Origin of the sequence: uncultured Thiodictyon sp., assembly GCF_903946935.1 — a bacterium.
Lineage (GTDB): Bacteria > Pseudomonadota > Gammaproteobacteria > Chromatiales > Chromatiaceae > Thiodictyon.
Genome location: NZ_CAJAXH010000137.1, coordinates 1 through 12,558, shown reverse-complemented (window position 1 = coordinate 12,558; position 12,558 = coordinate 1). Strand labels below are relative to the sequence as shown.

The 12,558-nt window shown below is 64.4% G+C and carries 10 protein-coding genes; 2 read left to right on the top strand and 8 right to left on the bottom strand.

Features of this window, described 5'->3' with window-relative positions; translation table 11 throughout:
- Positions 1 to 54: 54 nt before the first annotated feature.
- The 3 genes from QZX93_RS11975 to QZX93_RS11965 all read right to left on the bottom strand — a co-directional run bounded on the left by QZX93_RS11975 (position 55) and on the right by QZX93_RS11965 (position 3,065).
- On the bottom strand, positions 55 to 780 hold the full coding sequence (locus QZX93_RS11975) for a class I SAM-dependent methyltransferase (RefSeq protein ID WP_295386707.1): 726 nt from the start codon (positions 778 to 780) through the stop codon (positions 55 to 57).
- A 2-nt stretch (positions 781 to 782) separates the two neighbouring features.
- Positions 783 to 1,982: a BtaA family protein gene (locus tag QZX93_RS11970; RefSeq protein ID WP_295386704.1), complete on the bottom strand. Its 1,200-nt coding sequence runs from the start codon at positions 1,980 to 1,982 to the stop codon at positions 783 to 785.
- 270 nt (positions 1,983 to 2,252) lie between these two features.
- A complete protein-coding gene (locus QZX93_RS11965; RefSeq protein WP_295386702.1) occupies positions 2,253 to 3,065 on the bottom strand; it encodes a UDP-2,3-diacylglucosamine diphosphatase in 813 nt (270 codons plus the stop codon).
- Positions 3,066 to 3,330: 265 nt separating this feature from the next.
- On the opposite strand from QZX93_RS11965, the gene QZX93_RS11960 reads away from it, so the two are divergent.
- The gene (locus QZX93_RS11960) at positions 3,331 to 4,632 is read left to right on the top strand and encodes a magnesium and cobalt transport protein CorA (RefSeq protein ID WP_295386698.1); all 1,302 of its coding nucleotides are present in this window, start codon (positions 3,331 to 3,333) and stop codon (positions 4,630 to 4,632) included.
- Positions 4,633 to 4,876: 244 nt separating this feature from the next.
- Here QZX93_RS11960 and QZX93_RS11955 read toward each other — a convergent pair whose 3' ends face one another.
- Positions 4,877 to 6,550: an alkaline phosphatase family protein gene (locus tag QZX93_RS11955; protein WP_295386695.1), complete on the bottom strand. Its 1,674-nt coding sequence runs from the start codon at positions 6,548 to 6,550 to the stop codon at positions 4,877 to 4,879.
- A gap of 453 nt (positions 6,551 to 7,003) precedes the next feature.
- Between QZX93_RS11955 and phoU the strand changes: the two genes are divergently transcribed.
- A complete protein-coding gene (gene phoU / locus QZX93_RS11950) occupies positions 7,004 to 7,672 on the top strand; it encodes a phosphate signaling complex protein PhoU (protein WP_295386691.1) in 669 nt (222 codons plus the stop codon).
- Between the two features lie 112 nt (positions 7,673 to 7,784).
- Here phoU and QZX93_RS11945 read toward each other — a convergent pair whose 3' ends face one another.
- The 4 genes from QZX93_RS11945 to QZX93_RS11930 form a co-directional block, all read right to left on the bottom strand.
- Complete coding sequence (locus tag QZX93_RS11945) at positions 7,785 to 8,651, bottom strand: thrombospondin type 3 repeat-containing protein (protein ID WP_295386686.1); 867 nt, start codon at positions 8,649 to 8,651, stop codon at positions 7,785 to 7,787.
- Positions 8,652 to 8,707: 56 nt separating this feature from the next.
- Positions 8,708 to 9,436 carry a hypothetical protein gene (locus QZX93_RS11940; RefSeq protein ID WP_295394626.1) on the bottom strand — a complete coding sequence of 243 codons (729 nt, stop codon included), beginning with the start codon at positions 9,434 to 9,436 and terminating at the stop codon, positions 8,708 to 8,710.
- A 105-nt stretch (positions 9,437 to 9,541) separates the two neighbouring features.
- Positions 9,542 to 10,081 carry a transposase gene (locus tag QZX93_RS11935; RefSeq protein WP_295386676.1) on the bottom strand — a complete coding sequence of 180 codons (540 nt, stop codon included), beginning with the start codon at positions 10,079 to 10,081 and terminating at the stop codon, positions 9,542 to 9,544.
- 273 nt (positions 10,082 to 10,354) lie between these two features.
- Entirely contained in the window at positions 10,355 to 12,304 is a 1,950-nt protein-coding gene (locus QZX93_RS11930) for an RHS repeat-associated core domain-containing protein (RefSeq protein WP_295386671.1), read from the bottom strand.
- Between the last annotated feature and the right edge of the window lie 254 nt (positions 12,305 to 12,558).

The window sequence follows — 12,558 nt, the reverse complement described above, 5'->3', positions numbered from 1 at the left end:
TTCCTACGGGGTAGGAGCGGCCCCCAGGCCGCGACGCAATGAGCCGCGCGTTGCTCAGGCCGCCACCGGCACCCGCCCGACAAAGACGTAATAGGGCACCCGCAGGCCGGGCAGATAGGGGACGGGGGCGCGGTGCTCGAATACGCAATGGTCGGGCAGCAGGCGGCGCAGGGTGCGCAGGTGGGCAGGGGAGGGGCGCACGCCGTCGTGGGCAAACCAGCGCGGCCAGAACCAGCGGGTGAGCGGGCCGTGGCGGGCGAGTCCGGCGGCGGGGGCGGGGTCCGAGACATAGAAGTCGACCACACCCAGGGTGCCGCCGGGCTTGAGCATGGTGAGCGCGTTGCGCAGCGCCCCCTCCCAGTCCGGCATCATGGTGAGCGAGTAGGAGAAATAGACCAGGTCGACCGGCTCGGCGGGGCGGTAGCTGACCGCGTCGGCCTCCACCACCCGGCAATTGGGCAGGCGGCGCGTGCGGCGGCGTGCCTGATTCAGCAGCGCCGGGCACAGGTCGACGAGCTCGACCGAACCCAGCGTACACAGGCGGTCGCCCAGGAAGCCCAGGTTGCGCCCGGTGCCGGCGCCCAGCTCGATTACCGTGGCCCCCGCGGGCGGGGCCAACTGCCACATCAGGTCGGCGCGCCCGTGCAGCAGGCGTTCGCGAAAGCCGTCATAGTGCGTTGCCTGGGGCGCGTAAAAGGCATCGAGTCGCTCGGCCAGGGTGCCGTGGCGCGGTTGGCCGCGGACCAGACTGAGCAGGACTTGGGCGTCGGGGCGGGCCATGGTCAGGCCCCGACCAGGTCGGCGACATGAAAGCCGGCATAGGTGTGGACGCGGTCGCGCCGTTGCAGGTCGCGGGCCATGGAGTCGTGGAAGACCAAGCGGTCGCGCAGCCGTTGCGGTTGCGTCCCGACCTCGATCCGGTCGAGATAGGTGGGGGCGGCATGGGCGCTGCGGAAGATGACCCGCGCCTGCGGCGTGGCGCGCTCCAGGATGGCGGTCCATTCCTCGGCCAGGGCTTCGGGGTAATAGGAGCTCATCCAGTCCATGTGGTCGAGCAGGACGAATTTTGACAGGCGCTCTTGCGTCTGCTGCAGGAAGGCGGTGACGGTGCAGGTATGGGGCACTACGCGGTCGGCGAGCCCCGCCTTGAGGGCCGCGAAGTTGTCCCGCTTGAGGTATTCTGGGCAGCAACCTGGGGTATAGCGTCCGGTGATATAGACCATCCAGAAATAATTGGTCCAGACCGGCAGCTCGCGAAAGACATATTCGACCGCCTCGCGGATGAAGCCAGCCACGCCGCGGTGGTGCTGCGCCTGGACCTGGCGACGCTGGGCATAGGGCACACCCAGCAGACTCATGGTGAGTTGGCGCGACAGGGTCCAGTTCATCCCCGTCCCCCACATCAATGGGTGGACCTGGCTGTCATAGATGGCCCGCTGGTCCTTGAGACAGTCGGCCTGGATCAGCTCCTCGATACCCGCCGCCAGTTGCGGGCGGACGCGCAGATAGGCGCGGAAGGCGCGTGCGACGGTGCCGGCGAGCCCCTGGAAATAGAATCCGCCGGTCTGTGGGCTGAACCAATGCAGCCGTTCGTCCCAGAAGCGCTGGGCGAAGGGTGACAGCTGCGCGCGCAGCGACTCGTGATAGAGTGCCCTGAAGCGCTGATGGATGCCGCAGCCGAAGAGTGCAAAAAAGTCCTCGAAAGACAGGTTGCGGATGCCGGCCAGCTTGAGCTCCAGGAGTGCGGTCTGGCGTGGATTGGCGTCCACCGCGTGGATGCGCCGGGGTCCGGCCAGGGCATAATCGAGCACGTTGCACCCGGCGCTGGTGATGACGAGCAGGGCATCGTCCGGGCGCAAAGCGAGCGCGATACGATCGACCGCCGGGTCCTCCCAACAGGTGTTGTAGACGAGCGATCTGGAGTAGATGGCGTTGAAGAGTGCGTGGTCGATGTGGTCGCGAAGGGTGAGGGCAGCTTTCACGTCAGGGCTCTGGATGGGCTGAGTTCGGTGGATGCGCTAGAGCGATGAGTCTAGCGATCGACTGTGACTCTTTGGTGACTGCGCGGCTAGCGTGTCATTGCGGGCGGCGCTGAGGTATTGACCGGCTTTCGGTGCGGCCCGTCGCGGCCAGGGGGCGCTCGTACGACCTAGGAGCAACAAAAAGCCGAATACGGCCATGAGCCCATAAGCAACGCGAATCAGCGCGACTCAGTGCCCTAATACGCAATCGCGGGTCTGCCGCCGCGCGCTTCAATTGACCCGCGCCAGGGCGAGCCGGGGGCGTGGGCGGCTGATCGCGGCCGGGACGGCATCGGTCCAGCGCAGCAACTCCAGGCGGCCGTCGTGGTGTTCGACCAAGGCGGTACAATTCTCGACCCAGTCCCCGCAGTTGCAGTAGAGTGCGCCGTGCAGTTCGCGCACCTCGGCGTGATGGATGTGGCCGCAGATCATGCCGTCCACGCCGCGACGGCGCGCCTCGGTGGCGACCGCGCGCTCGAAGTCGCCGATGTAGGCCACCGCGTTCTTGACCTTGTGTTTGAGATAGCCGGCCAGCGACCAATAGCGCAGTCCCAGCAGGCGCCGCACCCGGCTCAAGAGTCCGTTCAGGGCCAGCAGGTGGTCGTAGGCGCGCGAGCCGAGCCGGGCCAGCCAGGGGCCGGCCTGGACCACGCTGTCGAAGAGGTCTCCGTGCAGCACCAGGAAGCGCTTGCCGTTGGCGGTCTCGTGGATCACCTCGTCGCGGATCAGCACGTTACCGAAGTCGGCACCCAGGTGGGTGCGCAGCAGCTCGTCGTGGTTGCCCGGACAATAGATCACCTGGGTGCCGCTGCGGGCCTTCTCCAACACCTCGCGCACCACCGCATTGTGAGTCTCCGGCCAGTAGACCCCGCGGCGCATCGCCCAGAGGTCGACGATGTCGCCGACCAGATAGAGGTGTTTGCACTGGGTGGCTTGCAGAAAATCCAACAGATAGGCGGCCTGGCAGCCGCGAAATCCCAGGTGGATATCGGAGATAAAGATACTGCGGTAACGCAGGGGTTGGATGCGCGTGACGTCTGACATCGCCGTGCCGCCCTCGACTGTGAGTTTGGACTATGGTCCGAAAACTCTGTTGCCGAGCCGTGCCGAGCGGGTGAACATCTCGTGACATTCATCATTGTTTCACGATGTCGGTTGGCGCCGCTCGTTACCATGGCGCCCGCACCACCCCGAAAGATAAACGTGGCGGGCGCCTTGTCCGTTCCCCACCCCGCCCTCCCCCAGTAGGGGAGGGAGAATTTGAGCGCGCTCCTGGCGCGACTTTCACGGTATAGCAGGATTCAGTGCGATGTCCCGGGAACGAATGATTGAGTTGCTCAAGAAGCAACGGCTGGTGGAAGAACTGGTCCATAGCCAAAACCAGCCGCGCCAGGCCCTGGTGGAGACCATCGTGCAGCGTCAACACCTGGGCGAGCTGCACAATTTGTTGGGCCAATTGCCGGCCGATGAGATCGCCGCGGTCTTGGAATCGCTGCCCGCGGAGGATGCCGAACGGCTCTGGACCCAGGTGGCACCGGAGCGTCAAGCCGACATTCTGTGGGAGGTCTCCGACCGCTTGGGGGAGCGGTTGGTGGGTGCTCAGGAACCCGGATTCTCCGATAGTCAGATGAATGCCTATGAACTGGTGGAGGGGCGTCTGCGGCAGGTCAGTATCCAGCGTCGTCAGGACCTGGTGGGCTTAGGTGCCATCTGGATCGATCTGCTCAATGCCACCAAGGCCGAGCGCGCCTGCCTCGGCAAGCACTATGGGCTGGCGCTGCCGGACCCGGGGGAGGCGACTGACTTGGAGGTGAGTTCGCGGTTCCAGGTCGATGAAGCGCAGGACATCCATCTGCACTCCAATTTCCTGCTCGACCGCGAGGGCGATGCGCGCAGCGTGCCGGTTATCTTCATTCTGCATCAGGGCATGCTGTTCTCGGTGCGCAATGAGGAGTTGCCGGTGTTCCGCCTACTGCGCCGGCGGGCCAGTACCCAGCCGGGATATGTTGCCGATGCCAAAGACCTGTTGCTCGATCTGTATGCCACCGACGTGGAATACTCGGCCGACTCACTGGAAGACATCTATGCCACACTCGGCAAGGTCGGACGCCAGGTCTTGAGCAAGAATCTGAGCGACAATGAGGCGGCGACCATTCTGGCCGACATTGCCGAGGAGGAGGACCTCAATGGGCGCATCCGGGGCAATATTCTGGATACCCAGCGGGCGCTGTCCTTCCTGATGCGCTGCAAGGTCCTGTTGCCGCCTCAGTTGGATGAGATCAGACAGATTCTACGCGACATCGACTCGCTGAACAGTCACACCGCCTTTCTATTCGATAAGATCAACTTTCTGATGGATGCCACGATCGGCGTGATCAATATCAATCAGAATAAGCGGCTGAGTAAGATGACCGTCTTCGGCGTGGTCTTCATGCCGCTCAATATCCTGGCCGGGATCGGCGGCATGTCCGAGTTCTCGATGATGACGCAGGGGATTCCCTGGCCGCTGGCCTATGGCGGCGTAGTCGTGGCGATGGGGCTGCTGGGTTGGCTCACCTATGTCGGTGTGCGTTATTTTGAGAATCGCAAAGGGGAGGCGGCGGCGGCCTGATCTCATACCTTCTGGCTCCCACGCTGCGGCGTCACTGCCATGAAGTTAAGCCGTTCGTGGTGAGCTTGTCGAACCACGGACGGCTTAACTTCCGCAGGTTAAGGATTTCCCGTTCACCCTTCGACAGGCTCAGGGCGAACGGGAAACCCTTAACTCAATGGCAGTGACGCCGGAGCCTGGGAACGAGAGGCGAGGAATGTGGCGGCGGGCCGCCTGATGGCCCCCGGGCCGCGACCGCTCCCGCTCAGTGGGCTGCAAAGACCGTGGCGAGGTCGGCGACCGCCGCGTCGCGGGGTCCGAGCGGCGCCAATCCGAAGCGGTGCTCGATGGTTGCGAGGATCGAGGTGGTGTCGTGCGGGGTCCGATCCACCACCTGGTCGGCGGCGAGGAAGGGCGCGACGATCAGGGCGGGGATGCGGGTGCCGGGGCCCCACTGGTCGTGTGGCCCCGGGGTGTCGCCTTGCCCCGGTGGCGGGACGTGGTCCCACTGGCCGCCGAACTCGTCATAGGTCACGATGACCATGGTGTCCTTGGCACAGGGCCCGTCCGCGACCGCCCGCAGCAGTTTGACCAGGTGTTCCCCCCCGGCCGCCTCGCTCGCGTAGCCGGGGTGCTCATTGTCCGCCCCGCCCGGCTTCACGAAGCTGACCGGCTTGAGTTGGCACGCGTCCCCGGGGGTCTGTGCCAGGGCGATGAACGCCTGCTCGTCGCGCAGGTGGGCCGCCCGCGCGGGCGTGCCTTGAGCATAGGCGGCGAAATAATTGAACGGCTGGTGATGGTACTGAAAGAGCCGATCCGGGCAGTGCGGGAAGGTGGCAGCCGGGTCGGCGCCCGGGTCCGTGCATTGGGGACCGTTGCCGTTGGTCCAGCCTGCGGCCCCGAGGTCGCCGTTGGCGTTGGACCAGCCGCCCGCATACCAGGCCCAATCGATCCCGGCCGCGCTCAGACTGTCCCCGATGGTGCGGTGGCTCAGGGCCGGGAGTCGTTGGCCGGCTGGGGTGTTGGGCCGATAGGGCTGGGCGGCCGGCTGGATGGTGTTGACCGCGAAGTCCCCGCACGCGAGACCCGCGACCGGGGCCGGGCACTGCACCGTGAGCGGCGCGTCCTTCACCGGCCCGCTCGGGCGGTAGAGCGGTGCCTCACTGGGCATCCCGGCGGCGTCCACCAACGAGTGCGGGTCCGCCGCTGAACCGTCGCTGAGTGCTCCGGTAAACACCGGGGTCGCTGCGGCAATCAGCCATTGGTGGTTCAGAAAGGACCCGCCGAAGGCCGCCTGGAAAAAGTGGTCGGCGATGGCGTAGGGCGGGTGTGACGGCCCGTGTAGATAGCGGTAGATCGGGAGCTGCTTGGTGTCGTAGTGGCCCATGGTGAGGCCGGTCGCATCGCTGCCGGCGACATAGCGGTCCATCCGCCCACCGTCGAGCTGATACTGCTCCTGGTAGAACCGATGCATCAGGTCCGCGGTGCAGCCGCCGGGCCGGCCCTCGCCCTTAGGGACCCCGTGGTGGGTCCGGGTGTCGGGCCCCGGGCAGGTGCGGTCGGCGGCGCCGATCCAGGCCTCGATCCGAAAGGGCGCGTTCGTAAAGGCGCTGGCGATCCCGTTGGCGGCGTCGGTGCAGGTGACCGGTTGCGGTGGTGAGCTGAGGTTGACGTCCACCTGATGCAGACAGTCGAAGGCCGCGCCCGCCTGGTTGACCTGTAGCCGGTGGGTCGGGTCGGCGCTGGCCAGCCCGGCGACCCCCTCCCAGCCCCCGTACAGATTGTCGAAGCTGTGGTTTTCTTGATAGATGATGACGAAGTGATTGATCTTGCGGAGTGTCGCCGCGGTCTCGTCGGGTGCGGCGGCCAGGGACGCGGCGGACGGTGTCAGGATGAGCGCGGCGGCGAACAGCCTAGCTAAAGGCCATGACGCCCGCACCGGCCCGCACCACCCCGCAAGATAAAAGTGGCGGACGCCGTGGCCGTTCCCCCACCCCGCACTCCCACAACAGGGGAGGGAGAAGTGGACCGCGCTCCCGGCGCGACTTTCACGGTAACGATGGGACATGGAACCTCCGCTGATTCTTAAACCTAACCCGGGAATTGCTCACGCCAAGGCGCCAAGCTCGCCAAGAAATACAATCGGGTAGAGCCGCTATCCGGATCACCCTCCGGGTGACTGGCCCAACGCCGATAACGCACCAAAAAAATCTTGGCGAGCTTGGCGTCTTGGCGTGACAACTGCTATTTCTAGGTTAAAGGTGATCGGCATTCTGCCCGGGGCGCCGGTGAGCCGCCTACACTTTAGCCAGGTTTTGTTGCAGCAAGGCTATTGCATAGCGTGCTGGGAGGTGAAAACCTATATCGACATGAAACAGCAGGAGAAGCCAGGTTGCCCCAGTCACGGTTGTTGGTGGAAAAGAAGCGCGCGGCGTTGCACGAGGCCTTGTTGGCCCTCGGGGCTCAGGTCGAGTTGGCCCTGCGCCAGTCGCTGGAGGCACTGAGCGGGCAGGACCTGGAACTGGCGCGGGCGATCGTCGCCGGCGACGCGGCGATCAATCGGCAGCGCCGTCTGCTGGAACAGGAGGCCCTGCTGGTGTTGGCCGCCTACCAGCCGGCGGGCCTCGACCTGCGGATCGTTGGCGCCTCCATGGAGTTGGTGGCTGAGTTGGAGCGGATCGGGGACTACGCGGCCGATGTCGCCCGGCTGCTGTTGCGCCATGAGCAGCCGCGCTTCCCGGCGGCGCTGGTGGCGCCGATCGCCGAGATGGGCGCGGCGGCGGTGGCCATGTTCTGCGACGCCATGGCGGCCTACGGGTGTGCCGGGGGCGACGCTGCGATGGCGCGCGCGGTGGCGACCCGCGACGATGCGGTCGACGCACTTGAGGGTGAGTTGGTCGCGGCCATCGTCGCGGCGATCCGCGAGGACCCGGCGCAGGCGGCACCGGGTCTCGCGCTCTCCCGGGTCGCGCACCTCTACGAGCGGGTAGCCGACCGCGCGACCAATATCGCCGAGCGGGTGGTCTATATCGCGACCGGCGAGACGCCCGACCTGGACTGAGACGCGCCGCCCGGCCGACGGGCGGAGCGCTGCGGTCTTGCGACCGGGCCGGTTAGCGGCCATGCCCACGATTGTCGCCGTGGGCATCGGCCGGGGTCGCCCTCGCTCGCCGCTAATGCAGGATTGCCCGCCACCCCCCCCGGCCTGGCAGACACTCCCGGCACAAGCGCGGTGTCGGATCGCAGGCATTGCCGATGCCGTCCCGATCGTCGTCGGCCTGATCCGGATTCGCCACCAGCGGGCAATTGTCGCTCGCGTCCAGCACGCCGTCGTTGTCGTCGTCCGGGTCGATCGAGTCCGGAATGCCATCGCCGTCAGTGTCCAGCGGCGGGGTGTCGCAGGCATCGCCTACACCGTTGCCGTTGCTGTCGGTCTGATCGGGATTATTCACCGTGGGGCAGTTGTCCAGGCTATCCGGGATGCCGTCCCCGTCACCGTCTTGGGAGGCGGCCACCGTGAACTCGGCGGTGACCGCGAGAAAGCTGATCTCTCGTTGTAGAGAACGGGACCAGAACTTCCCGGACAGCGCGATGACCTGGGCGTCGGCCGGGTCATCATCGATTTTCGGTTTGGCCCCGGCAGCGACCTTAAAGGTCACACCACCGACTGCACCCGAGCCGGCGGACGGATGGAATCCATCCAGATAGACCCGGGTGCGGGCGATGCTGTCGATGTAGTCGTTCAGTTCGGCAGCGGGGGCCGGGCCGAAGGGTGACGCGGGGAAATAACCGCCACGGGTGAACCAACCCGTGGTCGGCAGGCTCAGGGTCTGACCGCTCGCGAAGCTCAACTCCAGGCTGAAGGCCTCCACGTCCGCGGGGTTTCGGATCTCGACCACGGCCGTGGTGACACCATTGGCCAAGGCGGGGCCGATCCGCAGCGATAAGGCCTCGCCCGCCGCCTGCACGGTGGTGACGCCGGCCGCACCCAGGAGTGCGAGCCCCCCGCTGAGAAGCTGTCTGATCCGTTTGCCGTTCATGGTTCTTGCCTCGTGGTCGCCGTGGGCTTGATCGTCGCCTGCCGTGTTCCCCGCCGCTAGTGCTGGGCCGCCTGATAGTCCCGCAGGGCCTGCTGTAGCGTCTGTTCACCGTTGGTGCAATTGGGACCCGGCGGGTCGCCGACGTGCAGGCTGGCCCCGGTCTGGTGGAAAAGATTGAGCGCGGCGCTGAGGTCGCTGAATTCGATGGCGGCCGGGTCACTGCCGCCGGCGCGGATTTCGGCCAGGGTCAGACAGCCATCGCCGTTGAGATCCGCGGCGTTGCTGGCGGTGATCGGCAGGGGCTTGGCGAGGATGAAGGTCCCGCTGATGACCAGGTCCTCCGGCGTGAGGCCGGTGACGGTCTCGGTATAGGTTCCGGAGAGGGAGGTCCCGCCGTTACCGACAGTGGCCTGGTTTAGCACGATCCGGCGGTTGACGGTCTTGCCGCTGACTACCGATTGGAACGACTGGGAACTCAGGCTGAAGCCGGTGGGACCCAGGCTCCCGCTGACCCGGGGCCCCACGTCCTTGCCGCCGATCGGGGGCGCGACGGCAGGAAAGAGCAGGGTCTGGCCCAAGTCGATGTAGCTCCGGGCGCTCTGGATGGCCGAGCCGGTGACATCGAGATAAAAGGCCAGGTCGATGGTGCCGATGCTGGCCGGAGTGTCGATGGTGGCGGTGCCGTAATAGGTGCCGGTGAGCGGGTTTGCGGTGTCCGCGGCGGCCGGGCATGAGGCGGCCAAGGCAAAGCAGGCCGCCAGCCAGTTCAGTGTGCTCGTCTTCATGGTCATCTTGCCTTACCGTTGTTGACCTGCCTTCCACCGTAGGTTGGGGTGAGGAACGAACCCCAACATTGCCGGCCACCGATGGTTGGTGTTGGGGTTCCTTCGTCACCCCAACCTACAGTCTTCGCCGGATTCACCATTGCCGGGTGCCGGATATCCCCAATCATTCGATAACAACCCCGCGCGTACATAGGTGTGAAAGGACGAATAGGGCCAATCGCGAACTGCTTGCACATAGCCATGCTTCACCGGGTTGAAGTGCGTGTAATCGATGTGTCGTTCCAGGTCTTGGCCATCTCTGATCACATGCTCCCAATAGCGCCGTTGCCAGATCCCCCGTTCCCCTTTCATCAAACGACTCTCACGGATATGCTCACCCTGGGCGACGCAGCGTGAAAATCCCGCCTTGATCAAACCCCAGCGCATCGCATAATCCGCGTCACCGGGCGGCAGCGCCCAGACCGCGTGCAGATGCTCCGGCAGTACGCACCAGGCCAGGATGTCAAACGGATGGTCCTGGCGCACGCGCCGCACCACCGTGCGCAGGTCCGCCACCTGTTCCACCAATAACCGGCGTGACCGATCAGCGAGATTGACCGTAAAGAAATAGGTCGCGCCCTCGATGATCGCTCGCCGGTATCGCATTCTTCTCCACGCCTCCGTCGATCTTTACATCACAGTAGGCTGGGGTGAGGGACGAACCCCAACATCGCCGGCCGCCGATGGTTGTTGTTGGGGTTCCTTCGTCACCCCAACCTACGGTCCTACGCCATTGCGTCATCGCCCGGTCGGCGTAGGTTGGGGTGAGGGACGAACCCCAACATTGCCGACCGCCGATGGTTGGCGTTGGGGTTCCTTCGTCACCCAAACCTACGGTCCTTCCGCGATCGGTTTCCCAAGCAGAACGTGGTAACCAGTTCAATGCCCGAAAAAGACCTCCTTAACGAGAAGCGATCCACCAGTATAGGCGGCCTCGGCTTGTGCACGTCCTAAATTGATGCTAACACCGATATTTTCCAGAGTGACTTTCGATAAAGGAATGCTTCCATTTTCCACGCTAATCGGGAAATATTTATCCATGAGATGCCCTGCAACCTTATCCACGAACATGTTCGTCGCTATGCCAGCCGCTTCCCTTGCGACGTATTCTTTACTGCAGCCATCTTGCAGACATGTGACAGCCGCCGGAACGATACTATCCGCCGCGTCGTATACGGTTACAATCTTCTGCCCCATGGGGCCTGCAAGCGCTCCACCAAAGTGAACAAAAATGTCAGCAACCCCCTTTACGCCTTGGACAAAATTTATCGTTCGATTAAGGCCTTTGAGGTATTCTTCGTTGTATGCCATTTGAGCTGCATTTTCTGGGCCGCCGTGCTGCTGCCAGATTTTGTATTCTTTCTTCATTGCTTCAAATTTAGGGCGATCATTGCTTCTTGAGTTAATTAGCTCGTGATTCCATTCTTTGCTTCCCACCGATGCAAATCCTTTCTGGTCCAGCAGTGCCAGCGGGTTTGAACTCGCATATCTGTAGTTAGGCAGAGCAGTGCGATCACTGGCCGCAGTAGGCTTGCCTTCAAAAGTCATAGGATCAACACTGATAAAACTCGCAGTGAGTGAATCATAATACCTCGCCCCGAAATAAGTCAGCCCTGTCTCCCCATCCAACTCCTTCCCCGTAAACCGATACTCACTCTCATACCCCCCGGTGCGTACCCGATCCTTCCCATATGGATAGAACACCGACTCCTCGACCAAGCCCCCGCCGGAGTCCATCACCGCACTGGCGCTCCCCAGATGATCCGGCAGATAGAACAAGGTTCGGCTCTCCGCGGGCGGCGGAAGAGCCCCCTGCTCGTGCAGTGCGGCGGCGAGCGTGGCGAAGGGCAGCAGCCCGGGATTGGCCTCGCGGTTCAATTGATAGATGCGCAGCGCGTCGATCGCCTCGCCCGGCTCGACCAGGGCGGGGTTGGCGCCCGAGGCGCGCAGTTCGCCGAGGCTGATGACGCCGTCCTTGGGATTCACATCCAGATCCAGCGGGGTTCGGGGCGGGTTCCAGCCGGCCAGCATACTGGGGCGGAAGGGTGCGACGCTGACTCGCGCGACCAGCCGGTCGCCGGCGTAGAGCTGCTTGATGAGCCGGTCGCCGCGCAGTTCGGTATAGCGGTCGACATAGAGTGTGGTCTGGGATTGGCCGCCCAGGGTGACGGTCTTGCGCTTGCGGTCGAATCCGGAGTCGTAGGCATAATTGATGACGGCGCCGTCGCCGGTGCGGTCGACCCGCGTGAGCCGGTCGCGGTAGTCGAAGCCATAGGCAAAGCCCTGCTTGGCGGCCAGGTTGCCGTTGGCGTCATAGCCGTAGCTGATGCCGGCCGCGGCGGTGAGTGCGTGGGGTCCGGCGCTGCCGGCGCCGTAGGTCATGGCACCCAGGTCGGACTTGAAGGTCATATTGCCGATGCTGTCGTAGCGGTAACCCTCGGACCAGGCGGGGGCGGTGGCCTGGGTCAGGCGGTAGAGGTCGTCATAGGCATAGTCGGCGCTACGGTCTTCGGGGGTCTTGACCGGGCGGCGGTCGGCGATGCGCACGATATTGCTCGCCCCGTCGTAGCTATAGGCCAGGTCTTGCAGGACTGCGGTGCCCCGGGTGCTGCGCAGTTGAGCGAGCCGCTGGCGGCTGTCGTAGCCATAGGTGCTCTGAACGCCGTTGGCGAAGGTGAATGCGGTCTTCTGGCCAGTGGGTGCATAGTCGATGGCGGTGACGAAGCCGGGGATAGCCGTGAGCTTGCCCATCGTGTTATAGACATAATCGACCGCCGTGCCGTCCGGGTAGGTGAGGCGGGTCAGGCGCTCCTGCGCATCGTGGTCCATGCGGGTGATGAAGTCGAGACCGTTGAGGCGTCGGACCTGGCCGGCGACAGTGCCGCGGGCGTCGTAGGAATAGGCCTCGCGGCCGGCCTGGTCTTCGATCCAGGCGAGGCGGCCTAGTACCGCAGGATGAAAATCCTAATACCGTTTCTGAAGAGCGCGTTGTAAGATGCAAACTTCGTGATCCACTCTGGTTTTTTCGATGCCCTTGCTTCGTCCTGCGCCTGTCCTCGTAACCGATCACGAGCGTCAACAAT